Source organism: Bacteroidota bacterium (genome assembly GCA_016722375.1).
In the GTDB taxonomy this organism is placed as follows: domain Bacteria; phylum Bacteroidota; class Bacteroidia; order Chitinophagales; family LD1; genus Bog-950.
Window position 1 is genome coordinate 321,376 of sequence record JADKJG010000004.1, and the last position, 25,456, is coordinate 346,831.

Below are 25,456 nucleotides of genomic sequence, written 5' to 3' on the forward strand. Positions count from 1 at the left end.
TCTTATGCAGTTTCATGAATGCTATACTCAGAAACATGAAAAAGCCCTTTTTAATCCTATAGAAGATTCTTATTCAATAATGTCGTCAGTTCTAGTGCCTTCTTATTCTTATAAACTTTACCGTTAAACTCTTTCACCCATTGCACCCCTCGGACAGCATTTGTTAATAGGATTTCATCTGCGGTAAACAGTTCCTCTACATCTATCGCCCGTTCTTCTACCGTATCCTCCAGAATAGAAATCAGGTAAGTTCTCAATACCCCGTTCACACAACCAGCGTCCAAATCAGGAGTAAACATTTTTTCTCCTTTTACCAGAAATATATTTGAATGGAGGGCTTCGCATACCTGACCATATTGATTGGTTAAAATACACTCCTCCCAACCTTCTTTTTTCGTCAATTGCGCGGCCAATAAATACATCAGGGCGCTGGAATTTTTCAAATCACTAATCATCGAAACCGCCTTATAACAGTCTTCTCGGATGCCGGCTTTCAGCCCGGATCCGACTTGAAATTGTGAATTATCCATAGGATCCATCGAGATGACATACCCCAATTCATCCTGATCAGAAATATACATCCCGGTGCCTTTGCGATAGAATTGCAAGCGAATACGAGCATTGGACGAAACTTCATTTACGGAACATAAATCGAGTAGATGTCCAGAAAACTTTTCTACGGTTAAACGAAAAGGCAATAAAGCAAAAAACACCTCAGCAGTGAAATCTATTCTACTCCAATGGTAATCAAGCAAGGGGATTTTCTTATTAAACATGGCCATACTTTCAAAAAAGCCATCGCCATATCTGAATGCCCGATTCGTAACCGGTAGAAGGTGTTCGCTTTCTGGGTGGATGTTTCCGTTATAATTGATATACTGCATAGGAATTATTAGATACAATTAATTCTCCAATAGGGGGGTGATAGCCTTTCTCAACAAGCATGTGGGTGACACCTTCCAATTTTAGTGCTTTAAGGCGGTCGCTATCCAAAGCAAAATTATCATCTGCAATTTTCTTTAGCCCAAACCCCTTTTGAGAATCTTCTATATCAAGACCATAAACTAATTGAATACGTTTATACCACTCACGAACGTATTTCTTGTCATGAACATTCGCCTTGAACTCTACGTAGCTGGAACGCTCCGCATAATATTTCAGTTCTGAGTTGTCAAACGGTTGAATAAATAGGGCGTCTTTGGGTGTGACATTCTTTATCTCCTGACAAATAGAAATCATTTCATTGTTCTCTTTGAGGCTGAATAATTCAAACGGTACTTTATAAGGAAGCATTTGATTGAAGCTAAGTATCACTATCCAACAATCGGTTATACTGATAAGAAGAAATGATTTTCCAAATGAAACAAACAGATGAGAAAGAGAAACGAAACTAACAAACCTTTCTATCCAAGCCACGACTGCCACTACTCCAAAGAACTTCATCCAGGTGGTGATCCGATATAATTGAAAATTGGCAATAAATATATTCTGAAATCCATCAACTGAAATAGCATATAGGAGTATCCCTATGAAGCCGATTAGCATAAACCGAAATAATATTGGCGAACGATTTCGGAAATACCACATCGAAAAGAGTGTTAGTAAGAAAAAAACCACCATTTTAAATTTTGGGAATGACAAGAATATAAAATGGTGCGGATGTCGAAACCTGAAAAGGATTTCAAACAATTCTGTATTACTAATATCCGTATTTCCTTGCTTTGCGAAAAAGAGAGCCAACAGATAAATACCCGCTGTTCCTAAATATATGCCACAGAGAAGGAAGAATTTAGATAGTGAAATCTTTTTCTGGTAAATTAGAATCAGCAGTATGATTCCCAATACTAACATGACATCCAATCCTTCTAAACCGTGCATAATAGAAGCAATAGACATGAGGCTGATGAAGTGTAGGTACTTACCTTGAAAAAAATAGAGAATAGCCCAACCAATAATGGCCACGGCAATCAAGCTCGCTTGCAGACAGTGGTTATATAACTCCAAATTTCCCAGAGCGAAGTCGTTGAAAACAATCAAAGCAGCCGGAATGGATAGCCAAGCAAAGTATTTGTTTTGAATAAACATTTCAGCCAGCTTCATTAAGCCAAGTATCAGTATCACCGTGAAAAGACAATGAAAAATTAAACAAGCTACTTCCAGATGATTGACAAAGGGCAATAGGAGGTAAGCGATGGCCGTTCGTTCATTCGGAACAGAAGAAGCTAAGGCTTGAATGACAAAATCATGAGGATAGAGCGAGGAATCTTGAAGCCAAAGGGTGTATGGCAGCACTTCTACCTGATCTCCGGTGCCGAAGCGATAACCAAAGCGAAGGATGAGTAAGCTCCAGACTAAAAGCGCAAAAAGAATCTTTAAAGTTGCATTGGAATTGAGTCGAAGATTGGCAATCATCTTATCTGTATCTCCGTCAACTGATTATATTTTTAAACGATCATCTCTTTCAAAGCGGGGCTGATAATCAGTTTGCCAGAGGTTTTTGCTTTGATTTCATCTGTAGTGATGCCCGGTGCAATTTCCATAAGGTGAAATGCCCCGTCTTTAATTTCATAATAACCTAAATCGGTAATCACCTTTTTGATGCACCGTCTGCCGGTGAGCGGTAAGGTACATTCCTTCAGTAATTTCGACTCTCCCTTCGGATTGGTCTGCATCATCGCCACAATAATATTTTTAGCCGAAGCCACTAAGTCCATTGCGCCACCCATGCCTTTCACCATTTTTCCGGGAATCTTCCAATTCGCAATATCACCGTTCTCCGAAACTTCCATTGCTCCCAACACCGTCAAATCAATTCGCTGAGAACGGATCATTCCAAAACTCATGGCCGAATCAAATAGAGCAGAACCGGGTAGCGTCGTAATTGTTTGCTTTCCGGCATTAATGAAATCTGCATCTACTTTATCATCGGTTGGAAACGGCCCCATACCGAGTAATCCGTTTTCTGATTGAAGCGTTACGTTCAGTCCCTTGGGAATATAATTTGCCACCAGCGTTGGAATGCCGATGCCGAGGTTCACATAATAGCCATCCTCCAATTCTCTTGCTATGCGTTGTGCAATCTGATATTTATCTAATGCCATTTCTTATTCGTTTATCTTTTATAATCAGGATTTTGTAATCGTTCGCTGTTCAATTCGCTTTTCATAGTTCTGTCCCTGAAAAATACGCTGCACATATATACCCGGTGTATGAATTTCGTTGGGGTTCAGGGTGCCTACCGGTACCATTTCTTCTACTTCGGCAATAGTAATCTTTCCCGCCATCGCCATCAATGGATTGAAGTTGCGCGAGGTACCGCGATAAATCAGATTGCCGGTAGCGTCGCCCTTCCATGCCTTTACAATCGCGAAGTCTGATTTAAAAGCATGTTCCATCAAATATTCTTTTCCATCAAACATTCGTGTTTCTTTTCCTTCCGCGACCTCCGTGCCTACACCAGCCGGAGTAAAAAAAGCCGGTATGCCATAACCCGCCATCATGCAACGGGTAGCAAGCGTTCCCTGAGGAACGAGTTCTACTTCCAACTCGCCGGAAAGTAACTGTCGTTCAAATTCGGCGTTCTCGCCTACATAAGACGAAATCATTTTCTTTACCTGCCGAGTCTTCAACATCAGACCGATACCGAAATCATCTACTCCGGCGTTGTTTGAAATAAAAGTAAGCCCCTTCACCCCCTTGCGAACCAGTGCCAAAATGCAGTTCTCCGGTATTCCGCTCAATCCAAAACCACCCAGCATCAGCACCGCGTTATCCGGTATGTCTTTCACTGCCTCATCGGCGTTTGCAACTATTTTATTCATGATTTTTATTGTTTTCTTTATAAGCGGTTAGACGACCGATGTCGTCTGACCATAATTATTCTTTACTCAATTTTGCTTCGCGACGACTCATTTCTTCCAACGCCTCTCCATAGATTTTGTCAAACAGCGCCGGATGGTTTTCATAAAACCGAAAACTGCTTAAAAATTTTTCTGCCGTCACGCCTCGGTTTTTAAATATCTGTACCATATATTGTTTCGTCAAGTTCTCTTCATTCATTCCGCCCTGAGCTTTCTCGGCTGCTACGGCATCCACGATGTGAATATCAGACATAATTTGAACCATTTGATCCATCGGTATTACCGTCGCTGGTATGGTGGGCATTTCTGACCGACAACCCATCATCCAAATAAAAGCGAAAAGAATCAGACGGTTCATATAGATTTGCTTCAAAAATATAATTACTCTCCTAATGAACCTCGACAATTTCCATCAGTTAACAAAAGAAGTCCGGGCATCTGGTGCCCGACTGATTGCTGTATCAAAAACCAAACCGGTTGAAGATATACAAACGCTCTATCAAGCAGGACAAAGAATGTTTGGCGAAAACAAAGTGCAAGAAATGGCCAGTAAATACGAAGTCCTGCCCAAAGACATTGGATGGCACCTCATCGGCCATCTGCAAACCAATAAGGTAAAATATATAGCCTCCTTCGTTTCGCTCATCCATTCAGTGGATAGTCTGAAACTCTTGGCAGAAATAGACCGGCAGGCTGAAAGGTGCGGACGGGTGATAGACTGCCTGTTGCAGATTTCGATTTCGGATGAAGAAACAAAATTCGGTTTGAGTGAAGAAGTTCTATATCAACTGCTCGATTCCGACGAGTTTAAGAAGATGGATCATATCCGCATTTGTGGTTTTATGGGCATGGCCACGAATACGGATGTTGCGGACAAGATAGAGCAGGAATTTGCCTCCCTGAAAAACATCTTCGAACAGGTGCGCGAAAGATATTTCCCTACCTCTGTCAGTTTCAAAGAACTCTCTATGGGCATGACCTCTGATTACCCCTTGGCGCTCAAGCATGGTGCTACGCTGGTTCGCGTAGGGAGTTTGATTTTTGGAGAAAGGAACTGAACAACTGCTTTTTTTGTCAAAAAATGATTTGACCTATATATAGAGACCCTTTCGCCAGCAGCACTTCTTTTGTTGTTTTCTGGCTAAAAAGATACCCTCCTTCTTTTTTGACAATATCCCCAATTTGTTTCCAGCTTCAAATCCATATCAATTTTAACAATTGGGAATATCCCCGATGCTAATCTGTATATCATTATTGCCTCCGGGACTTTCCCGACGTTCATAAATATCTATTAAGGTGGCTGGGGAAATTGCCGGCGTTTGTGAATATCTATTAAGGTGCTTGGGGAAGTCCCCCCCACTCTCATATATCTATTAAGGTAGGCTATCAGAGTTATAGCGCGTACATATATCTATTAAGGCGCTCCTGCAAAGTGCCGGAATAGCTTGATATTCTTGAAAAATAGCTGTAAAAAGCCCGTTTGGGCCATTTTATAAAACAGAAAGGGGAGGAACTGTCTTTTTCAAAACAATTCCTCCCCCAAAAGCAGTTACGACTTTTTATAAACCCAAGTCATAAACCATACGCGCCTGAATGCCGCGGGTTTTCTTCAACATTTCCATCGTTTGATAAACGGCATATTGCTCGCCCAACTGTTCGCGGATGGCGTTGGTTTTCATTTCCGAAAATCCTTCGGCCAGTTTTTCGGCCAAGGTCTTTTCTTCTGGATAGGCTTTGGTGCGGTAATCTTTCAAGTTGGCTTGTTTGGCAGCATAAGCAATGGCTTCGTCCAAACCACCAATTTCATCTACCAGTCCGTTGGCGATGCCCTGCTGTCCGGTCCAAACTCTGCCCTGAGCAATACTTTCGATATAGGCAGTGTCTTTCTTTCTTCCTTCGGCTACGCGCTCTTTAAATTCGCGATAGGTTTTCTCCACGTTTCTTTGCAGAAATGCCCCTTCTTCAGCATCAACAGGTTTAGTGATACCGCCCAGTACCCCGTGTTTAGTCACCTTTACTTCATCAAACGTAATTCCCAATTTATCATTGAAAAACTTCTTTGCATTTGGAATCAATCCAAAAACCCCAATCGAACCGGTAATAGTATTTGGCTGTGCAAAAATACGATCGCCCATGCAGGAAATATAATATCCGCCGGAGGCCGCGACATCGCCATAAGACACCACCAAAGGCTTTTCTTTTTTAGCCAGAACCAATTCTCTCCACATAATATCGCTGGCCAAAGCACTGCCTCCCGGTGAATTGACGCGCAAAACAATGGCCTTTACTTTTTCATCCTTGCGAAGTTTTGAAATGAGTTTGGCAAATTTATCGCCGCCTACTTCACCGGTTTGCCCTTCGCCATCTACAATAGTGCCTTCGGCATATACCACAGCAATTTTGTTGGAGGATTTAAAATCTTTTTCAAGCGTAGAAGCATATTTTCCTATTTCGATAAATTCAACATCCTTCTTTTTGTCGGTGCCCAGTTTCTCGCGAATTTTATCCTCTACCTGATCGTAGTAGAGTGCATCGTCAATCAGCTTAAATTCTATATCCTTTTCAGGAGTTTCTGCCAAAATGTTGTTGATGATGTTGTTCAATTCAGCGGTATCTATCTTTCTTTCGCGAGCAATGTTTTTTAGAAAATAGTCATACACATCTTGATAAATTATGGAAAGTTGTTGCCGGTTGGGTTCACTCATGTTGGTGCGCACATAAGGTTCAATGGCGCTTTTAAATGCTCCGCAGTGAAAGTCCTGAACTTCTACCCCCAGTTTGTCAAACATCCCTTTGTAATACATAATCTCCCTACCGAATCCTTTCAACTCAATCAGACCGTTTGGATTGAGATATACTTTATCGGCGGCAGATGCCAGATAATATGATTTCTGCGAAACCATATCGCCATAGGCATAAACAAATTTTCCGCTCTTCCTGAATTCCAACAGCGATTGGCGAATGGCTTCCAATGTAGCCAAGCCATTATCGGTAACGCCCATTTCAAGATAAATGCCTTTGATGTTTTCATCGGTTTCCGCTTTCTTAATAGACTCACGGATATCGGTCAAGCCCAACGCCTTTTTTGATTTCATGGTAGTGAAATCAAAAGAGGCAAAGGGGTCTTCGCTAGTTTGTTCGGGAATGGAGTATCCCAAATCCAGTTTAATAATTGAGTTGGATTTGACTTTGGCTGTTTTCTCCTTGCCGGCAGCGGCAGCAAGTCCCAAGAGCAGAAACACACTCAAAACGAAGAACAAAATCAAACCGGTGATGGTGGCAAAAACGAATTTGAAGAACTGTTTCATAAAATATATTTAGTTGTTTGACGAAATGACCTGAAGTAAATTTTAAGGCTGCAATAATACAGGAACTGTAGGAATTTTGCGGAATAAGAACGATTCACCCTGCGAGTAATAAAAATCATTATTGCTGATAGCCGAAGACTTCAACTAGAAATTTATTATCCACCGCTCCGAGATCGTTTGCTGCTTTGTTACTTAGCTTGATGATGATTTCCCGACTGGTGTCAGAAATAGGAAGTTTGCCAACTACCTTTACATAAGTTGTTTTCTTGTTCATGGGGTTCACCACCCGTACAATAGAACCGGTTTCTGCATCATTATAAAAGGCCAAATAGGGATTGCCGGAAGTGTAGTCATCAATAAAATTAGCAGCGCCCCGGTTTTTCTTTAGCTTAAATCCTCCCGAAGCATATTGGCCGTAAATGGAAGGATACTCCAGAGAATTTCCTGAAGCGGTTTTTAGTTTTATCGAAGTAGCTGCTTTAGGAGTGACACTTCCGGTGTGAGTTGTGGCATCAGATGGATTGACGGTTACCTTTTCGATGATTGGCATAGTGTCCCTTTTAAAGACAACCGGAGCCAATACCTTTGGAGGGCAAGGGATGGTGATTTTTTGTCCCAACCGAACCTTCATTTTCTTTTCGATGGAGGGATTGACTTTGACCAAATCCTCTGGCTTTAACCCATATTCTTTGCTGATGGAGTATAGAGTCTCTCCTCGCTTCACCTTATGGCGCTGCTCGCATGGCTGCGCAACAGACACGACCGAAATAACCGCCAGTAAAAGGATGAATAAAAACTGCTTCACTATTAAAATACTTACTTTTAAGGCGCAAATTTACTTCCATACTTTAGAAACATGTATCGAACCCTTCCTGTCTTAACAATAATTGCCCTCTGCTTGTGCAGTATATTAAACACTTATGGGCAGAATAAAATCATCTATAGTTACGAAATACATCAGGAAATCACACCGTCCGTCAGCCGATTGACCAAGTCGGCCATTGAAGAGGCTGAAAAGAGAAATGCGGCTTATCTATTGATTGACATGGATACCTATGGCGGACTAGTGGATGCTGCGGATGAAATCAGAACTATGTTGTTGAAGACAAAAATCCCAACCATTGTGTTTGTCCGCAATAATGCGGCATCGGCTGGAGCCTTAATTTCGATAGCCTGCGATTCAATATATATGAGTCCGGGTTCTACCATTGGAGCCGCTTCGGTAGTGAATCAAGCGGGAGAGTTGATGCCGGAAAAGTATCAAAGCTATATGCGTAAAAAGATGCGCGCCACCGCCGAAGAGACTGGTAGGAATCCATTGATAGCTGAAGGGATGAGTGATGAGAATCTGGTGATTGATTCAATAAAAGAGAAAGGGAAGATCATCACGTTGAGTGTGAAAGAAGCTATGCGTTATGGATATTGTAATGGGGAAGTTTCAGACCCTGAGCAGATTATTTCTAAACTGAAAGGAGGACCATATATAATAGAGAAACACGAAAGCTCAATGGCCGAAAGTATTATACTGTGGCTGGTGAATCCGGCGGTTTCCGGTGTATTGCTGCTTATTATTTTTGGGGGAATATATTTTGAATTTAAAGCACCGGGCACTTTCATCCCTATTGCAGTATCCGCGATGGGGGCTATGCTATATTTCGCTCCCCTCTATTTGGAAGGGCTGGCGGCAAATTGGGAAATCATTGTTTTTGTTGCCGGTGTGGCGTTGATTATTGTTGAAATATTTGTATTGCCGGGCTTTGGTGTGGCGGGTATTTCAGGAATCTTATTGACCGTAGCGGCCTTAACATTGGCCATGGTTCGGAATATTGATTTCGATTTTTCATTGGTTCCGGGTGCTTCTTTGGCCACTGCATTTCTGACCGTTACTTTGGCAATGGCGGCGCCGCTTGTATTATTGCTTCTATTTGGTCATCAGATTTTTAATTCCGGTCTCTTTCGACGGATGGCGGATGTTGCTGAGATGAAAACAGCAGATGGTTATTCAATAAAAGATAATGCGCTACAAAAGTTAGTGGGGAATAGAGGTGTTTCTGTTACCGACCTTCGTCCTGCGGGAAAGATTGAGATAGACGGCGAACGTTACGATTCTATCTCTGATGGTGATTTCATTGCTAAGGGTACAGGCATTAAGGTAATTCGTGTGCAAGCTAGCTATTTGATAGTTGACCATGCATAAAGGTTCTAGTATGAAGATAATTGGTATCATTCCGGCTCGATTTGCCTCTACCCGTTTTCCAGGCAAGCCGCTGACGGACATTGAAGGCAAGTCTATGATACGAAGGGTGTATGAACAGGCAAAATTGGCGACTTCCTTATCTGAACTGATTGTAGCGACAGACGATGAGAGAATAAAGATGGAGGTCGAGCGTTTTGGAGGGAAAGTGATGATGACTTCACCGGATCACAGGAACGGCACCGAACGTTGTGCTGAAATCGCTGCGGAATCTGAGGCAGATGTTGTTATCAATATTCAGGGCGATGAACCTTTCATTCATCCTGAACAGATTGATTTAGTAGCAGGCTTATTCACAGATGCCGATACTGATGGCATGCCTCAAATCGGTACGCTGATTAAAACCCAACCTCTAAATGAAGAGTTGCAAAATCCATCCAGAGTTAAGGTGGTATTAAATAAGCAAATGGAGGGTATATATTTTAGCCGGAGTGTTATACCTTTTATCCGGAATCATCCTCATTTTACCGTTCAAGGATTCCATTCCAAATTGAACTTTCAGGGCGCAGAAGAAAGTGGAGAAGCTACCAGTACATTTTACAAGCATATCGGTATTTACGGCTACCGCAGAGATATTCTGCTTGAAATTGTGAAACTGTCTGAATCTTATCTGGAAAAGGCAGAGTCCTTAGAGCAGTTGCGCTGGATAGAGAACGGCTACCATATTCAATGCGCACTCACCACCCATGATGCTTTAAGTATTGATACTCCCGAAGATTTACAAAGCCTGAAGAGTTTCAGGAGGTAACAAAGATTAGAACTGAAGTTGCATCCTTTTCTTAGGAGGACGAATTTTGTTCAAACACTTTTCTGACCAAATCCTGCTTGGCTCATGCTCCGTCTTTTCCGGACGGAAATAAAAGCCGGCAAATTTATCGGCATCCGTAGGCATCATAGAGGGATCCCATCCATTGACCGAATAAATAATCCCTTCGGACATCTTAGCAATTGCTGCGGCAATATGTCCATAACCAATCTGGATTAAGGGAGTTTGACCTGGAGAGCGATTCACGTAATATTTGATGTTATATTTTTTGATGGTCTCAGCCAGTTTTTCATCAATCAACTCACCACATTTTTCTTCTACATACTCGGGCCAGTAATCTAGTGTTTCACTTAATTGGTTGCAATAGGCTTCAATGCCCCCTGTTTTTACCTGATCAATTGTAAACCAAGCATGTTCCGTGTCTTTCCAAATGAATTTATCGTCTGGACTTACTTTGTTTTCATAGTTCTCATCATTGTCACGAAGCTCAATTGAAAAAGTAACTTTGGTAGTTATTTCATAAGATTGCAGGAAATCATTCATTGTCTTTTCTGCGGCCTCCACAACATTTCCGAAGGTGAGGTGTTTGTCCATTTTAATAGGAAGAATTCCAAACGAAGTACTCATAAATCTGTGTTTTTTGTGTACAAATACCGGATATGTATCCAGAGAGAAACGGATGCAAAGATATAAAAATAAAGCTGGAATATTCAAAATTAGTTTGAAAACATCTTATTTGAGGGTGTGTTTTAGGATATTGGAATTCAATTTTACTTTCGCCCAATGATTCTGGAGGCAAAAGATATTTACAAGCAATATGGGTCTCTTGAAGTTCTTCGGGGGGTATCTATTTCCGTTCAAAAAGGCGAGATTGTTTCTCTGGTTGGGCCTTCAGGCGCTGGCAAGTCCACGCTGCTCCATATAATCGGTACCTTGGACAAACCGGATAAAGGGAACGTGGAAATTGAAGGAAAGGATGTAGTGTCTCTAAACGAAAAATCTATTTCATCCTTCCGGAACAAATCCATCGGGTTTATTTTTCAATTCCATCATCTTTTACCTGAGTTTACGGCTTTAGAGAATGTTTGTATTCCGGCTTTCATCGGTGGAACAGCAAGAAATATCGCCGAAAAAAAGGCTAAGGAATTGCTCTCTCTGCTTAATCTTTCAAATAGATTACATCATAAGCCTGGCGAATTATCGGGAGGAGAGCAACAACGAGTGGCGGTGGCACGCTCACTTATTAATGACCCTGTATTGGTAATGGCAGATGAACCATCGGGAAATCTGGACACGCAACATGCCGGCGAACTTCATCGCCTATTTTTTGAGCTCAGAGATAAATTGAATCAAACGTTCATCATCGTTACCCATAACGAAGAATTGGCTCGAATGGCTGATAGGACAATTACTATGAAGGACGGTATGATTGTCCGGTAGAGTGGGGCGGTAGGATTATTTGAATAGATTTGCCACTCGATATTTTTAACCAAAACAAAATTAAAATGAAGAAGATTTTACTTCTCACAGCTTTAGTTTCTTTTATGTCTATTGGAAATATTTCTGCCCAACTTGCAGCTAACCCAACCAAAACGGATCCGACTTGTTCTTCCAGCGATGGGACAGCAGCGGTGGCTCCAACCGGGGGAAGTAACTATACTTACAAATGGAGTACTGGCGCTATCACTTCCTCTATTTCCAACCTGGCGGCGGGGACTTATACAGTTACTGTCTATTCATCTGGAGGAGGAGGTACTGCAAAAAGCGATACTTTGTATAAGGAAACCTTTGATGGTGCTCAAACTTGGACACTTAACACCTCCACCGGAAGTAACGGGGCAGACTATAATTATTGGGTTATTTCAGGAGCTGAAAACGGAACTGCTCCCGGAAGTTGTGGAACAAAAAATGGTTCAGACAAGACAATGTTTGTCACCAGCGTGGCTCAGTTTGTAGGGGGGGGCTGCTTATGATGCAGGAGGCTTATGTGGTTTTTTGTATTGTCCTCAAACGAATATGGCTTCACAGTCGGCAAATATAAACACGACTCCTGTCAGTTCAGGTAGCCATAATTTGGTATTATCTTTTGATTTTATGAGTATGGGTAGTGGTTTGTCGGATAATGCTTCTGCATTCTACAGCATAGATGGAGGAACTAATTATACGCAGTTGGATGCTTCTCTCAAGTCGCCTAGTTCTTGCGGTGGCAGCGGTGCAGCGATATGGGCTCGTCGTAGTTATGTACTTCCGGCAAATTGCTTGAGCCTTTCAAACTTTAGAGTTCGCTTCAATTGGACTAACGATGATGACGGAGCAGGTTCAGATCCATCTGTAGCTATAAACAACGTCATTCTTCGTGACTCAATTCCGGGAGTTGGCGTAGGTACAGATTCTGTGGTGGCTACTATTACTCTTACTCCAACAGGTAGTGCAGCTACTCCGGTCATCACCACTTCTAAAGATACTATTTGCGCTAGTGATTCAACACAGATTTGCGTGACATCTACTTACGCTTCTTATCTGTGGAACGCGAACGGAAATAATGCTACCACGCAGTGTGTGTTTGCTAGAAATGCCGGTAACTATAACGTTCAGGTAACGGATAATAACGGCTGTACAGCTCAATCAAGTAACCTTCCGGTCACTGTTCGTCCTCAGCCATCTGTTTCTATCACCAGAACCGGTGACACTTTGGTAGTATTTAATGCGGTCAGCTACCAGTGGTATAGAAATAATGTGGCGATTACTCCGGGAGGTACCTCACAATTATTAATTGCCTCTCAACCGGGTTCCTATACCGTGGAAATTACCGATATATACGGATGCAAAGCCACCTCGACACCTATCGCCACGGCGATTCATGATTTAGCAAATGATATTCATTTTGAATTGTATCCTAACCCGGTTTCTGAAGGAAAGTTGCAGGTGGTAATTGGGAAGGAATGCTTAGGTTGTGAATTGCAAGTATTTGATGCTACAGGTCGTCTAGTTCATCAGTCTCTTGTCCATACTAAGAAGTCTGACATAGATGTGTCCCATCTTGCTAAAGGACTATATGTGGTGAAACTTAATAACGCCGTTCGGCAGTTTATCAAGGAATAAGATTCTGAAATATCATTGAATTAAAAAGGCCGCGTTTGAAATGCGCGGCCTTTTTAATTTATAGGGAGATAATGAATTTTTAGTGTAAATAGACTTTAGAAAGGTGCAGAAACTCTGTATGTTCAAGGTTCTATTCTTTCTCTCCTTATACTCCACTCCATAGGAAATGGGGAAAAGGAAAAAACCTTTTGGGCGAACAGGTTGCTTAGGTAAAGTGCCATGATAGAAAAGAGGGGAGCAAAAACGACATCTACCGTGTAATGTACCTTCTGCCAGATAATAAGAATGGCAATAATAATCGTACACATCAGTATCATTCGTTTGAGCAGTTTGTTTTTAGTCACCATGAAAAAAAGAAAACTGGAAGAAACATGACCGGAGAAGAATAGATCGTTGACCACTGCTCCATTGCCATCGTTGTGCATATAGAGGTTCGCCAGTGGGTCTGAAAGAAAAATCATATCGGCGGGTGCTTGTAGCGGAATAAGGTAAATAGTAATGGTCCTGAAAATCATGAGCATAGCATAAGCCTGAAAAGCAACAGCCAAATCTTTGGGTTTATTCAGAAGTGCAATGATGGCCGTAATCAGTATCCCATGGAAAAGTATGAAAATAATGAGTGAGAAATCACGAGGTGCAAAAAGTGCCAATAGCGGATCAGCCAATGACAATCCGCCCCGACTGGCAAAGACTCCAATATAGTGTTTGCAATATTTGGAAGCTATCAATAGCTCTATGAAGGACAGGACAAAAAAGAAGGAAAACAGAGTTCCTGCCAGATGTTCCTTCCATACAGAGGTAAAAGAGTGAATTGTTTTTTTCAACGTTGAAAATTTCGGACGCAAATTTCCACAAAAAATTAATAAAATGATAATGGCTGATTATAAAAAGAGTTATCTAGCTATTCGGTACGAACAATCTTCTGTGATTGGATCAATTGTCCCTGTTTTAATAATTTAACTAAATAAATCCCGGAAGCGAGGCGGATATCTAATCGTACAAGTGAATTTTTTGCTTGAATTAAAGATTGGTGAATCCTCCGACCTAGTGCGTCTTCTATTTCTAGAGTCCCATTTTCAAAGGGGAAGTCGGTAATCGAGATATTCACTTTGTCTTGGAAGGGGTTTGGATATACGTGAAGCAGTACTTTGTCTCCAGACGTAGATGAAACAGATACAGTCGCAGTGTCGCCTTTAGTGGTATCTACTATATCATAAACTGAAAAGACATCAAGTCCCGCTTCTACCAAGTGTCCCGGACTCCTGTCTTCTGCTTTAAACGCAATGCGCATGTTGGATGTCGGAGCCAGATAATCCTTGACCCGAAAGTCTTTATCCACCCACTGGCTTCTAGACGTAGTCTCTACATCTAAGGTAACAGAATCAATACCGTTGGTCAGCGTAATGACCAAAGAGTCGTTTGGGGTGGTAGAACCGCCATCGTTATAAAACCATCTGGAATAGGTTATGTGCGGATCATCATAATCTCGTATGGCAAAAAGTGGAGAACGAAGTATGGTATATCCGTCATCCACATCATCATCACCAGAATCACCCCCGTTATTACCGGTTACATAGCATTGGTTTCCAAAATCACCTGATACGTCAGCCCCCGGATTAGCGGTATTAAGAAAATAGGTCGTGCCAATTGGCTTTCCTCTTTTCCAAGCACCTGATGATGCGGTGGTTTGAGTAGTCCAACCGTAATCCATGATGAAATCATCATAATACCCTTTGGAAGTAGGCAGCAAAACGGTATCTATAGAAGTAGAATCTACTGCCTGGACATATACCGTCTGCCTGCCCCACCTTCCGGCATAGAAATTATACTTGCCTTGTAAAAAATCACAGAAATTATATTGAGCGAAATTATTGGTTGCCACCTCTTGATAAGTGGCGCCTAATGTATCCTGAATCAATACCCGAACAAACGGAAGTGAATCGGAAGTTGCTGAATCTGTTGTAAGGACCGTTAGGCGCGAAGTGTTGATTGGAATCAAATTTATATTGATAACCTTAAGGCTTCCGTTGCGCAACGCCACATTTGAGGAGTCCCTGGTTTGGTAGCCAGACTTGGAAAAGCGAATGGTATAAGTTCCAGTATCTGGAGTTCCCATAGCGAATATTCCTTGCAAATTAGATTTAACGCTGGCACTCGTCCCAACAATTTCGACGGTTACATCATTCAACAAGGTGCCGCACAAAGAGTCTTTTACAATTCCTTCAACATAACAAGCTCTTTTATATTCTGGCTTGAGTATCCATAAGCCGTTTTCAATATCTGAAACAATGATATTGCCGGAAGGGAGAAATGGCCAAACGCCCCAAGCACCGTTAAAACTGCTACCGGTAGTAGGCGAAGTATCATAATGGGCGACCTCGACCAAATTGTTCTTTCGCAATACGTCGAATATGGCGATGCCGTAGGTGTAATAAGAAGATACAGCATAATTATTCTTGAAGTAAGTATTGTGCATTATAGCTGTTCCGGCATCAACAGATTTAGAACGAGCCGTTTCTCTCACGCTACCTAAATTTGAAACATCATAACAAGTCAGATAAGACGAAGGCTTTTCATCTGTTGTAAAGAGATACTTGCTGTCATCACTCAGCCAACAATTATGCGCAAAATTTTGTGGTGTATTCCATACGGCAAGAGTATTTGCTGCTTGGTTACTGGTGCTTTTATTTCTTACATCCACTACTTTAATAAACCCGTTATTGACGCAGGCATTCCACATGGTATCATTTCTTGCATAATTATCATGAACGTAATTATTCTGAAAGGAACCAATCAAAGGAGGACTCCATAAATTGGAATCTAATTTGAGAAAAAGTTGCCCTTTATCAGTTCCATTGATATAAGCAATTCCCTTCTCATCAATAAATATACTATGTGATGTGGTCATATTCCCCGGCTTGACGGTATGATACCGAACGCTATCCGGAAGATATCGAAGATCTACAACCATCAGGCCACTCGCTTGTTCCGTTGTAACATAAGCATACCCTTTATACTCTCGAACCTCCCGCCACATAGCGTTAGTTCCTGTTGCCCCCGGAATCAGGAATATCTGTTTTGGGTTTGTAGGAGTGTCAATACGTACAATAGATAGCCCCTCCGTGTTTCCGACAAGGGCATACTCTCTTCCACCTGAATCTACATAGCTCGTCAGGTTGCTGCATTTTACACCGGTCGAGTAGGTAAGATGCCCAAGTAGCGAGAGATTTTTTTGTGCCAATAAAGAAAGGCTTGTTAATACTAGAAGTGAGGTGGCAAAGGCAAAGTGTCGCAGTTTTGTTCTGGTCATTCAGAGAAATTGTAAGCATAAAAATAGGGAAATTGGCTGGTTAGCTGGTTAAAGCAATAAACATTCACCTCCCTGATCCATTTAACCAATCATGAATACACTATGCTTTCCTTACATTCGCGCCGATGACCCGCCAAGAACTTTATAATCTAATTTTGAAAAAAGAATCATTCCTCTGTGTAGGTCTGGATACGGACATAAATCTAATTCCACAGCACCTTCGCTCATACGCTGATCCTGTTTTCGAGTTCAACAAAGCCATCATTGATGCAACTCATGATATTGCGGTTGCCTACAAGCCTAATCTTGCTTTTTATGAAAGTATGGGACTGAAAGGCTGGGAGAGTTTGGAGAAAACAATGGAATACCTTTCGGGCTTCAAAAATGAAGTGTTCACCATTGCCGATGCAAAGCGAGGCGATATAGGTAATACTTCAAAAATGTATGCCAAGACTTTTTTTGAATGGCTACAGTTTGATTCCGTAACTGTGGCTCCCTACATGGGCGAAGATTCAGTCACTCCGTTTTTGGAGTATAAAGATAAGTGGGTTATACTTTTAGGGCTAACATCTAATAAAGGAAGCCGCGACTTCCAATTCTTGGATACCAATGGCGCAAAACTCTATGAGCAGGTTATTACAAAGGCACAGAGCTGGGCTAATCCGGAACAACTTATGTTTGTGGTGGGTGCTACGCATCCGGAAGAGTTAAAACATATCCGAAGTTTGGCCCCGCAAAATTTCTTTCTCGTTCCCGGGGTGGGCGCACAAGGAGGTGACTTAGATGCCATTTGCCGGAACGGAATGAATCCAACTTGTGGGCTGTTAATCAACTCTTCGCGCAATATCATTTATGCTTCCAGAGAAAATGATTTTGCTTCTGCAGCCAGAAAGGCTTCGCTGGCGATTAAAGACGAAATGTCTGGCTATATACGCAGACTAAAGGCATAGAGAAATTCTGCTACTTTTGGCACCTTCAAAAAAACATACACAGTGAAAAAAACATACTTTCTTCTAGTTGGTTTTATTGCTTGCTCTTTACAAATAGCATTTGCTCAGAAAAACTCTTCTAGTGATGCATTTGAGACACAACAAAAAATCTATCATCAGGCAATGAAACGGTATGACCTACAGACCGCTACGGTAGCTATGTATAATATGATCGCTCTCAAGCCAACTCAGTTGGAATTGAATGACTCTTTAGCGTTGCTTTACTTTGGTCAGGAGAGATACCCCCAGTCTTATCTTTTGGGTGAGGAAATTTTGAAAACAAATCCTGAAAAAACCGGAATTCGTGAGTTAGTGGCCTCTTCCAAGCAAAATTTAGGTATGCTGAAGGAATCACTTGCTGAATACGAAAAGCTGTATAAAGACACCAAATCTTTGTTCTTTCTTTATCAGGCTGCTACCTTGCAGTACCAATTGAAGCGTTTCGGAGAATGTGTTGCCTCATTGGAACAAATATTGTCAAGCCCCGAAACAACAAAACAGAAGGTAACCATTCGAACTCAGTCGGGCGCACAAGAGGTACCTATGAACGCTGCTGCACTGAACATCCGTGGCATTTGTGCTATGGAGTTAAACCAGCCGGATGCTGCTAAATCCAATTTTATTAAGGCACTTGAAATATATCCTGAATTTGCATTGGCAAAAGGGAACTTAGAGAGTTTGGATAAGCACGACAATTCGCAAGCTGCTCCTGCCAGCCCCCTTAATACCGGCCCTAATCCTCCCCGGTAAAAGGATAATACAACCAACCAACAATCTCTTCAATTTTCATAAGATCAACTGAAAATGAGCCAGACAGTAAAACAAAATGTTGATGAGTTTAATAAAGATGTATTAGACAACGGCGGCTATCGTTATACCCATAACGCTAAGTATTCTTCTTTTGTAGCCAACCTCAGGCAAACCGATATAACCGAAGAAATAATTCGTAAGATTGGTAACATCAAAACCGTTTTGGACATAGGCAGCGGGGATGGCACTTACACTGCGGAACTAAAAGAGCGAATGCCGGATATCGAGTTTACGGGTTTCGATCCGGCATCCGTAGCGATTAAAGCGGCTGAAGATCGTTTCCCCTCCTGCAAATTTTTTGTCGGCAATATCCTCGACCCCAGTACATTTCCAGACAAGAAATTTGACTTAGCTATTTTCAGAGGAGTAATTCATCACTTACCTACTCAATCAGATTCAATTAAGTACGCAGGCATGATGAGCAACCGGGTTTTAATCATCGAGCCGAATGGCAACAATCCCATTCTGAAGTGGATTGAGAAAAATAGTGAATATCACATTCAACACGAAGAGCAATCTTTCTCTTCCACTTTTCTGAAAAAGATATGTACAGAAAACGGCTTTAAGGTAAAGCACCTTTCCTACATTGGCTTTGTACCTTTCTTCTTCCCTACTTTTCCAGCCAAAGTGATTCACTTCTTTCAGCCTCTTTTGGAAAAAATTCCTTTGTTGGGGAAATACTTTGGTGCCCAGACTATAATTCTGGGAGAGAAATAGCTTTCCTTATCTCTACCGCTTCCTGAACACATTGCGCCGGATAAACTTCGGCCTGCGTTTGCTTTCCTCCAGAATTTTGGATTGATATTCGCCTAAAATAGAAATGGCAAGCATATTTAATCCACCAAAAAAGAGAACAAGAACGATAATCGTAGTAACTCCATGTGGCGTATCTGGGAGTATGAAATAAAGTGCTATTTGTAGAATAATGGCAAAGAAAGAAACCACCGTTAGTGTCCAACCCAGATAGGTAAGCAGTTCGAGCGGAACAAAACTAAAGCTGAATATCGCCTTCCTAGCCCATGCTATGTTCTTTCTCATGTTGTTGGTCGTTACGCCAAACATTCTTTCGGGTCTGACATAATCAATACCGGTCTGTCTGAAGCCCACCCAAGCGCGCAGACCACGCAGAAACTGGTCAGTTTCAGGCAGCTTGACTAATTCATCCACCACCTTTCTATCCATCAAACTAAAATCACCGGCATCTACCGGCATCGGAATATAGCTGACGCTGCGAAACAGACGATAGAACATTTTATAGAAAGAGGCCAGCACTTGATCGCCTTCACGGGCTACCCTTCTGCCATAGACCACATCAAAACCATTTTTCCACTCTTGATAAAACTGCTCGATCAATTCCGGTGGGTCTTGAAGATCTCCATCCAACAGAATCACTCCGTCGCCGGTAGATATTTCCATGCCGGAAAGAAAAGCAGACTGTGAACCAAAGTTCCTCGAATGTTCAATCGCGATGACATGATCATCTTTTTCCACCAACGCTTGCAATACATCGTTGGTATTATCCGGTGAGGCATCATTCACAAAAATGATTTCATAATCTACGGCCATTTTCTGAAAAGTCTTGGTCAACCGTTCGTACATGAATGGAATGGCCTGTACATCCTTATAACAAGCAATCACTGCTGAGAGTTTGTGCCGGATTTGATCCTGATGCAGCTTCTTTTCATACAAGGGCTTGGAGTAATCCTTCTGCCATTCATACGTTTTCTGTAAGCCTTCTTTCAGTGGCGTTTCATTTTCCCATCCTATGAGTTCCCTGGCTAAGGAAGCATCACCAAACCATTCTTTCAAATCCCATTTACGGTTCGGCATATCGCCCCATTCCGGTTCGCCGGGCAGTTGAAATAGCTCTTTGATGGTGGCAGATATATCTCGAATAGTTGTTTTCCTTCCGCTGGCAATATTGAGTGAAGCCCCTTGAATTTTATTGATTTTATTGGCAGAACGAAGGGTAGCATAAAGCGCATCGTCTATAAACACAAAGTCGCGCGAAATATCGGGCTGCACCAAGGGCGGATATCCTCCCTTCATCGCTTTATTAATCAGCGTAGGCACCAAACGGTCCGGTTCTTCATAAGGACCATAAATGGAATAGTATCGAAGATTTGCCACCGGCATTTCTTTGATGGTGCCATAAAACTTAATCATGTGCGCCGCTCCCGCTTTGGTCACTGCATAGTGGGAATTGGGTTGCGCCGCTTCTTCTTTTGGCGCAGCAGCATTCAACCCATATTCAGAAGAACTACCGGCATGAACAAACGCCTTAATGCTGAACTGCGAAGAAATTTCCAACAGGTTAAGTAGCCCTATGAAATTGGTTTCATAAATCAAATCTACTTCGTCTTGTTTGCTATAAGCTCCATAAGCCGCCAAATCAAAGATGGTTTTGAAATGATATTCTTTAAACAGATTTTCAACTTGATCTTTCTTGATGATATTGCAATGCAGAATGTTGCGATACTCAACATCATCCAAGCGCCAAGGGACAAATGGTTTACTCGTTACTGCATACACATCTTGCCGGTAGGGAAGAATAGTGCGGATAAGATTTGCTCCCATAAAACCAGCGGCACAAAAATGACGATGGGGCCTTCCAATTTCAGAACTTCTTCCTGTATTTTCTCCGCTAATAACATGATGCCGTAAATATGGATAAAAACCGGTGAGAACAAAAGACCTTATCTTTTCAGGATGAGGTTTTTGGTGGTATTGCTCCAGAGCCTTCAGAGATTTGGGGAACATGCCGTAACTTTGAAGGAGCTGTTAGAAGCTGTTTGGATTTGAACAACCGAATTTGTTATGAATTTGATATGTCGCACGGAGGCACGGAGAACACAGAGGTATTTTCTCCGTGATGCTCCGTGACTCTGTGCGATACACATTTTTTTACACAGAAATCCAAATAGCCTCTTAGAGATTTTGGGGAGTACGTCTGTAAGCCATTATTCCTGCTGTATTGCTTCGGGAAATTGGTTTTGCTAATTCATTCAAACCATTACAAACAAAAAATCCCAAGCATTGCGCTTAGGATTTTTAAAATTTATGCTTTGGATTCTCTTATTGCAATTTGAATACCACCGGCAGGTTGAAATAAACTCTCACCGCTTTTCCTTGTTGTTTTCCGGGTTTAAATTTCGGTAAGAGTTTCACTACACGGGTAGCTTCCTTATCTAATCCGGGGCTAACGCCGCGCAATACATTTACATCAGACACTGAACCATCTTCCATCACCACAAAGCGCAGCAGCACCTTGCCTTGAATATCATTATCGCGCTCCATTTGCGGATATTGAATATTCTTTTGAAGGAACCGAATCAACTCGGCATCTCCACCAGGGAATTCAGGATTTTGTTCAACGAACGTAAAGATTTGAGGAGCTGCCGGCGCTGCATCAATCGCAGGTTCTTCAATCACATTTTTAGCATTGATATCGCCTTCCTGTGTTTTCTCGGCAATGACCTGTTCTTTAATCTCTTCAATCTTTACCGGCTCGTCTTCCTCATGAACGTCTTCCTGCTTTTTAACTACCATTTCTACGAATTTAATCGTAGGGCGTGTAGGCGGCGGCGGCGGCGGTGGGGGAGGAGGTGGAGGAGTTTTATCTAAAGATGGCGGCTCAGCAAGGCTGACCGATGTTTCAACCAAAACTTCCTTTTTTTCAGGAATTAGAAACCCCCAGTCCATTTGAGAAAGTAGGATAAACAAAACAAATCCAATCACAGCCACAATCAAGCCAATGCGAATATTCTTTTTGGTTAATTGTCTGAGCTGATAAGCCCCGTAATCTTTATTGCGGTTGTCGAAGACGATGTCGTCCATCGTCCATTGCAGATAATTCTTTATGCCTTCCATGCTCTTCTTCTTTGTACTATTATGATGCAGGAAAAATTATTTTTCATAAAACTATTGTGCCTCTTTGGCAAAATCCTTAACAGTACCTCCGTTTTCCACGGCTTCAATTTCTATCGGATCCGGTTCCTGAATGGCGTATATTTTACAATCCGTAATATCCATCTCATCCAAAATGTCCACCATGTTTTTATACCGGGCACCTTGCATCATTTTAATCAAGATGATAGCATCGCGCTTATTTCCTTTACTGGTAAGCGGACATTCGGCAGGAACTTTCTTCAGCATTTTAATGATTTCCTTCCTGATTCCATCGTCACCTGAAAAAGTGGTTTGTTTCAAACCGGCAACCTGTAATCCTTCATAATACCAAACCCTATCCAAAGTATCAAGAATAACATTCATTACCTGACAATCGCCGACCTCTGTTTTGTCTTCAATATCAGTCTTCTTCGGCATATTCAGTTGCATCGCCTTGGGTTTATTCAAGGTAGTAGTCAGCATAAAGAAGGTGATCAAAAGAAACGCCAAATCCACCATCGGGGTCAAATCTACCCGAGTGGACATTTTCTTGGATCGAACTCCGTCTTTGTGCTTACCGCCTCCTCCGCCGGTTTCCATTTGTGCCATAACTGCTTATTCTTTATTTGAGCAACAAATAATTACTGAACTTTATCTAAATCTTCTTCTGGGGCAGCAGCCTCATCACCAGACAAAGTAGTCACCAATAAAAACCGATGAATATCTCTGGAGGTTAGTCCCTTAATTACTTCTTTCACTGGACCAACGGAAGTGTTTTTATCACTTTTTATTGCGATTTTTATATTTCCATCGGTGGCATAACGCGCTGCTTGAACCCAATCTACCAACTGATTGTCTAATGAATCTTTAGGAACGCCGGGCATTTCTTTTTCTTGATAATGTTTAAAAGCCGAGCCATCCATACTTAATACCCGTGGCATATCGGCTATAGGTGTACCCCACATATCTACCAATGAAAAAAATCTCTTTTGATTTTCAGTCAGGGTTTTAAGGGCTGGGTATTTATCGCCAAACTTTTCAATCATTTGTTCCAGCATGGAATAGCGTGTAACGGTTTCTTTCACCCCAACGTATGTCTTCCCTTCTTTGCTGATTGTGATGGTTACGGCTTCTGAAAATGTTTTGGTGGATCGCGCAACAGGCACATCCACTGCTACCAGTGACTGAGGTTTAAACTTTGCCGTAAGAATAAAGAAAGTAAGCAGCAAAAATGACACGTCACACATGGCGGTCATATCCACTATAGTGCTTTTTCTAGGTACCTTGACTTTTGGCATTTATGCAGCTTTAAAGATTGCTTAAATTATTTGCGGGTAGCAGAGAAAGTTTGCGCAATGGAGTATCCGATTTCATCAATACCGTAAGTCAATTTATCAATCATTCCGGTAAAGATGTTGTACATAATGATAGCCAAAGCAGAAGTTCCGATTCCAATCGCTGTATTGATCAATGCCTCGGAAATACCCGCAGAAAGAGCGGCAGGGTCAGGGCTTCCGGAAGTAGCCAAGGCCGCGAAGGCCTTAATCATCCCGATAACAGTTCCCAAGAGAGCTACCAATGTAGCCACCGAAGCGATGGTCGCTATGATTGGAAGGTTTTCTTCCAAACTCGGCAACTCCAAAGAAGTGGACTCCTCGATTTCTTGTTGAATATTAGACACCTTTTGCTCGGTGGTGAAAGAATTGTCTTTATCCATTTCCTGATATTTATGCAATCCTTGAACCACCACATTAGCAACAGACCCCTTTTGGCGATTGCACTCTGCGATAGCGCCTTGGATATCATTGCCGTGCAATAAGGATTTTATTTTTTGAAGGAAAGTTTGCAAAGAGCCATTGCCTTTGGCTTTGCGAATGGTCATGAATCTTTCTATAGAGAAAGCCGCAACAGTAATAAACATAGTCATTAGAAAAGGAACGATGAATCCCCCTTTATATATAATACCAAAAAAATCACCCGGAATCGGTTCTTTTTTCATGTCATCAATAAAATGTTTCCGATCGCCAAATACTAAATGGAAGATTAGTTCAGAAACAACCAATGCTACTGGTATAACCAAAATGGTCCAGTCGAATCCTGTTTTTTTCTGAGTTGTTGCTTTTGCCTGACTCATGTTGTTCTTGTTTTTATGATTAAATTTTTGGTTAATAATTTTCAAAAGAGGCGGTAAAAATATCTTCTTTTTCGTCTTTACAAAATGGAGAAATATATTAACACTCCTTCTTATTCTCTATGAATGTGGTAAATAAACGGTGATTGTCTTAGAATATTACAGTCTATAGGAAGCAAGAATACTGCCTGACGGTCTTTTACTATCAATTTAATTTGCCGGTTTCTGTTATTTGAAACTTGGAGATAATAGTTGACAAGAGTAGGAATCTCTCTTTTCGTTCAACAATTTTAGAAAAGCGGAATAGCCTCTTTTATTTTTTCGAATGATTCTTCGTTCAAAAGCCCCGCTGCTAGCAGTCCAATAACCACTAGCCATCCAATCCCTTTAATAAGGAAGAAAAGAAAAACAAAAAGCCCTCCCTTTTTTATCCAGTTAAGATTCATTTTTCTCCAGATTTTGTATTCTACTTCTTTTCGATTATCCACCTATTGCTTTTTTAATTGTATTAGCTACGTTGCGATATTCTTTTTCTTATTTAAGGCATGTAAATACTCGGACCCAAAGATAAAATTTGATTGCAAGGGGTGTTGGGGATTAACAAATAATACTACCTCGATTTTCGTTTTGGTGCTGTTTTTTAGTGCCAACCCTTGTCTATCATTGCTTTTGGGTAATAATTGCTCCGCTCAATATTATCTATTTGCGGTTCAGAGCAAATAACCGAATAACCAAACAAAGTATGAGTACACCATCACGACCTACGAGTGCACCATCATAGCAGATGAGTTGGCCATCATGGCTCGCGAGTACACCATCATAGCTTACGTGTTGGCCATCATAGCTGACGAGCGTACCATCATGGCTGACAAGCGTACCGTCATGGCTCACGAGCGTACCGTAGCTCGCGAGTTGGCCATCATAGGTGACGAGTGTACCATCATGGCTGATGAGTTGGCCATCATAGCTCATGAGCGTACCATCATAGCTGACGAGTTCATGAACTGACGTAAAACCCGGGAATAGGATATATAGAAA

Annotated in this window: 25 protein-coding genes and 1 pseudogene; 10 read left to right on the forward strand and 16 right to left on the reverse strand. The window is 41.7% G+C overall.

Annotated elements, in window-relative coordinates; all coding sequences use genetic code 11:
* Positions 1-56: 56 nt before the first annotated feature.
* From IPP77_06940 to IPP77_06960, 5 genes are read right to left on the reverse strand one after another with little or no spacing between them, the layout of a single operon-like run.
* Positions 57-884, reverse strand: a complete 828-nt coding sequence (locus IPP77_06940) for an aminotransferase class IV (GenBank protein MBL0309400.1) — start codon at positions 882-884, stop codon at positions 57-59.
* Positions 865-2,412: a hypothetical protein gene (locus tag IPP77_06945; protein ID MBL0309401.1), complete on the reverse strand. Its 1,548-nt coding sequence runs from the start codon at positions 2,410-2,412 to the stop codon at positions 865-867. The genes IPP77_06940 and IPP77_06945 overlap by 20 nt, the downstream gene beginning before the upstream one ends.
* Positions 2,413-2,444: 32 nt before the next feature.
* Positions 2,445-3,101 (reverse strand): CoA transferase subunit B, encoded by a 657-nt coding sequence (locus IPP77_06950; GenBank protein MBL0309402.1) that lies wholly within the window; start codon positions 3,099-3,101, stop codon positions 2,445-2,447.
* A 24-nt stretch (positions 3,102-3,125) separates the two neighbouring features.
* Positions 3,126-3,824, reverse strand: a complete 699-nt coding sequence (locus tag IPP77_06955) for a CoA transferase subunit A (protein ID MBL0309403.1) — start codon at positions 3,822-3,824, stop codon at positions 3,126-3,128.
* 52 nt (positions 3,825-3,876) lie between these two features.
* Positions 3,877-4,218: a DUF4296 domain-containing protein gene (locus tag IPP77_06960; GenBank protein ID MBL0309404.1), complete on the reverse strand. Its 342-nt coding sequence runs from the start codon at positions 4,216-4,218 to the stop codon at positions 3,877-3,879.
* 34 nt (positions 4,219-4,252) lie between these two features.
* Here IPP77_06960 and IPP77_06965 point away from each other — a divergent pair, with 34 nt between their 5' ends.
* Entirely contained in the window at positions 4,253-4,918 is a 666-nt protein-coding gene (locus IPP77_06965; protein MBL0309405.1) for a YggS family pyridoxal phosphate-dependent enzyme, read from the forward strand.
* Positions 4,919-5,419: 501 nt separating this feature from the next.
* On the opposite strand, the gene sppA is transcribed toward IPP77_06965, so the two are convergent.
* A complete protein-coding gene (gene sppA, locus IPP77_06970; protein MBL0309406.1) occupies positions 5,420-7,168 on the reverse strand; it encodes a signal peptide peptidase SppA in 1,749 nt (582 codons plus the stop codon).
* 118 nt (positions 7,169-7,286) lie between these two features.
* Positions 7,287-7,973 carry a LysM peptidoglycan-binding domain-containing protein gene (locus IPP77_06975; protein ID MBL0309407.1) on the reverse strand — a complete coding sequence of 229 codons (687 nt, stop codon included), beginning with the start codon at positions 7,971-7,973 and terminating at the stop codon, positions 7,287-7,289.
* 93 nt (positions 7,974-8,066) lie between these two features.
* On the opposite strand from IPP77_06975, the gene IPP77_06980 reads away from it, so the two are divergent.
* Entirely contained in the window at positions 8,067-9,365 is a 1,299-nt protein-coding gene (locus IPP77_06980) for a nodulation protein NfeD (protein ID MBL0309408.1), read from the forward strand.
* Positions 9,366-9,375: 10 nt separating this feature from the next.
* Complete coding sequence (gene kdsB / locus IPP77_06985; protein ID MBL0309409.1) at positions 9,376-10,170, forward strand: 3-deoxy-manno-octulosonate cytidylyltransferase; 795 nt, start codon at positions 9,376-9,378, stop codon at positions 10,168-10,170.
* A gap of 6 nt (positions 10,171-10,176) precedes the next feature.
* Here kdsB and IPP77_06990 read toward each other — a convergent pair whose 3' ends face one another.
* Positions 10,177-10,815: a hypothetical protein gene (locus IPP77_06990; GenBank protein ID MBL0309410.1), complete on the reverse strand. Its 639-nt coding sequence runs from the start codon at positions 10,813-10,815 to the stop codon at positions 10,177-10,179.
* A 159-nt stretch (positions 10,816-10,974) separates the two neighbouring features.
* Here IPP77_06990 and IPP77_06995 point away from each other — a divergent pair, with 159 nt between their 5' ends.
* From IPP77_06995 to IPP77_07005, 3 genes are all read left to right on the forward strand, one after another.
* The gene (locus IPP77_06995; GenBank protein MBL0309411.1) at positions 10,975-11,628 is read left to right on the forward strand and encodes an ABC transporter ATP-binding protein; all 654 of its coding nucleotides are present in this window, start codon (positions 10,975-10,977) and stop codon (positions 11,626-11,628) included.
* A gap of 65 nt (positions 11,629-11,693) precedes the next feature.
* On the forward strand, positions 11,694-12,161 hold the full coding sequence (locus tag IPP77_07000; protein ID MBL0309412.1) for a hypothetical protein: 468 nt from the start codon (positions 11,694-11,696) through the stop codon (positions 12,159-12,161).
* Positions 12,162-12,204: 43 nt separating this feature from the next.
* Positions 12,205-13,290, forward strand: a complete 1,086-nt coding sequence (locus tag IPP77_07005; GenBank protein ID MBL0309413.1) for a T9SS type A sorting domain-containing protein — start codon at positions 12,205-12,207, stop codon at positions 13,288-13,290.
* A 122-nt stretch (positions 13,291-13,412) separates the two neighbouring features.
* Here IPP77_07005 and IPP77_07010 read toward each other — a convergent pair whose 3' ends face one another.
* Complete coding sequence (locus IPP77_07010; protein ID MBL0309414.1) at positions 13,413-14,114, reverse strand: hypothetical protein; 702 nt, start codon at positions 14,112-14,114, stop codon at positions 13,413-13,415.
* Positions 14,115-14,191: 77 nt separating this feature from the next.
* Positions 14,192-16,600, reverse strand: coding sequence for a choice-of-anchor B family protein (locus tag IPP77_07015; protein MBL0309415.1), 2,409 nt, complete (start codon positions 16,598-16,600; stop codon positions 14,192-14,194).
* 125 nt (positions 16,601-16,725) lie between these two features.
* Between IPP77_07015 and pyrF the strand changes: the two genes are divergently transcribed.
* The 3 genes from pyrF to IPP77_07030 are packed head-to-tail and all read left to right on the forward strand — an operon-like array spanning position 16,726 to position 19,116.
* The gene (gene pyrF / locus IPP77_07020) at positions 16,726-17,550 is read left to right on the forward strand and encodes an orotidine-5'-phosphate decarboxylase (protein MBL0309416.1); all 825 of its coding nucleotides are present in this window, start codon (positions 16,726-16,728) and stop codon (positions 17,548-17,550) included.
* A 42-nt stretch (positions 17,551-17,592) separates the two neighbouring features.
* Entirely contained in the window at positions 17,593-18,339 is a 747-nt protein-coding gene (locus tag IPP77_07025) for a hypothetical protein (protein ID MBL0309417.1), read from the forward strand.
* 54 nt (positions 18,340-18,393) lie between these two features.
* Positions 18,394-19,116 carry a class I SAM-dependent methyltransferase gene (locus tag IPP77_07030; protein ID MBL0309418.1) on the forward strand — a complete coding sequence of 241 codons (723 nt, stop codon included), beginning with the start codon at positions 18,394-18,396 and terminating at the stop codon, positions 19,114-19,116.
* A 12-nt stretch (positions 19,117-19,128) separates the two neighbouring features.
* Here the strand turns inward: IPP77_07030 and IPP77_07035 are convergent.
* The 6 genes and pseudogenes from IPP77_07035 to IPP77_07060 all read right to left on the reverse strand — a co-directional run bounded on the left by IPP77_07035 (position 19,129) and on the right by IPP77_07060 (position 24,906).
* Positions 19,129-21,053 (reverse strand): annotated as a pseudogene (locus IPP77_07035) (NAD-dependent epimerase/dehydratase family protein).
* A 421-nt stretch (positions 21,054-21,474) separates the two neighbouring features.
* Complete coding sequence (locus tag IPP77_07040; protein MBL0309419.1) at positions 21,475-22,269, reverse strand: energy transducer TonB; 795 nt, start codon at positions 22,267-22,269, stop codon at positions 21,475-21,477.
* A 51-nt stretch (positions 22,270-22,320) separates the two neighbouring features.
* Positions 22,321-22,896 (reverse strand): biopolymer transporter ExbD, encoded by a 576-nt coding sequence (locus IPP77_07045; GenBank protein MBL0309420.1) that lies wholly within the window; start codon positions 22,894-22,896, stop codon positions 22,321-22,323.
* Positions 22,897-22,928: 32 nt separating this feature from the next.
* A complete protein-coding gene (locus IPP77_07050; GenBank protein ID MBL0309421.1) occupies positions 22,929-23,585 on the reverse strand; it encodes a biopolymer transporter ExbD in 657 nt (218 codons plus the stop codon).
* A gap of 26 nt (positions 23,586-23,611) precedes the next feature.
* Positions 23,612-24,421: a MotA/TolQ/ExbB proton channel family protein gene (locus tag IPP77_07055; GenBank protein MBL0309422.1), complete on the reverse strand. Its 810-nt coding sequence runs from the start codon at positions 24,419-24,421 to the stop codon at positions 23,612-23,614.
* Between the two features lie 287 nt (positions 24,422-24,708).
* Entirely contained in the window at positions 24,709-24,906 is a 198-nt protein-coding gene (locus IPP77_07060) for a hypothetical protein (GenBank protein ID MBL0309423.1), read from the reverse strand.
* A 310-nt stretch (positions 24,907-25,216) separates the two neighbouring features.
* Between IPP77_07060 and IPP77_07065 the strand changes: the two genes are divergently transcribed.
* Complete coding sequence (locus tag IPP77_07065; GenBank protein ID MBL0309424.1) at positions 25,217-25,426, forward strand: hypothetical protein; 210 nt, start codon at positions 25,217-25,219, stop codon at positions 25,424-25,426.
* Positions 25,427-25,456: the final 30 nt, after the last annotated feature.

Coding starts and splice junctions, on each gene's coding strand:
- IPP77_06950 (MBL0309402.1), bottom strand. CDS start 3,101: ATGGCATTAGATAAATATCAGATTGCACAACGCATAGCAAGAGAATTG.
- IPP77_07040 (MBL0309419.1), bottom strand. CDS start 22,269: ATGGAAGGCATAAAGAATTATCTGCAATGGACGATGGACGACATCGTC.
- IPP77_07045 (MBL0309420.1), bottom strand. CDS start 22,896: ATGGCACAAATGGAAACCGGCGGAGGAGGCGGTAAGCACAAAGACGGA.
- IPP77_07055 (MBL0309422.1), bottom strand. CDS start 24,421: ATGAGTCAGGCAAAAGCAACAACTCAGAAAAAAACAGGATTCGACTGG.
- IPP77_06965 (MBL0309405.1), top strand. CDS start 4,253: ATGAACCTCGACAATTTCCATCAGTTAACAAAAGAAGTCCGGGCATCT.
- IPP77_07005 (MBL0309413.1), top strand. CDS start 12,205: ATGGCTTCACAGTCGGCAAATATAAACACGACTCCTGTCAGTTCAGGT.
- sppA (MBL0309406.1), bottom strand. CDS start 7,168: ATGAAACAGTTCTTCAAATTCGTTTTTGCCACCATCACCGGTTTGATT.
- IPP77_06940 (MBL0309400.1), bottom strand. CDS start 884: ATGCAGTATATCAATTATAACGGAAACATCCACCCAGAAAGCGAACAC.
- IPP77_07015 (MBL0309415.1), bottom strand. CDS start 16,600: ATGACCAGAACAAAACTGCGACACTTTGCCTTTGCCACCTCACTTCTA.
- IPP77_07000 (MBL0309412.1), top strand. CDS start 11,694: ATGAAGAAGATTTTACTTCTCACAGCTTTAGTTTCTTTTATGTCTATT.
- IPP77_06960 (MBL0309404.1), bottom strand. CDS start 4,218: ATGAACCGTCTGATTCTTTTCGCTTTTATTTGGATGATGGGTTGTCGG.
- IPP77_07050 (MBL0309421.1), bottom strand. CDS start 23,585: ATGCCAAAAGTCAAGGTACCTAGAAAAAGCACTATAGTGGATATGACC.
- IPP77_07065 (MBL0309424.1), top strand. CDS start 25,217: ATGGCTCGCGAGTACACCATCATAGCTTACGTGTTGGCCATCATAGCT.
- IPP77_06945 (MBL0309401.1), bottom strand. CDS start 2,412: ATGATTGCCAATCTTCGACTCAATTCCAATGCAACTTTAAAGATTCTT.
- pyrF (MBL0309416.1), top strand. CDS start 16,726: ATGACCCGCCAAGAACTTTATAATCTAATTTTGAAAAAAGAATCATTC.
- IPP77_06990 (MBL0309410.1), bottom strand. CDS start 10,815: ATGAGTACTTCGTTTGGAATTCTTCCTATTAAAATGGACAAACACCTC.
- IPP77_07030 (MBL0309418.1), top strand. CDS start 18,394: ATGAGCCAGACAGTAAAACAAAATGTTGATGAGTTTAATAAAGATGTA.
- kdsB (MBL0309409.1), top strand. CDS start 9,376: ATGAAGATAATTGGTATCATTCCGGCTCGATTTGCCTCTACCCGTTTT.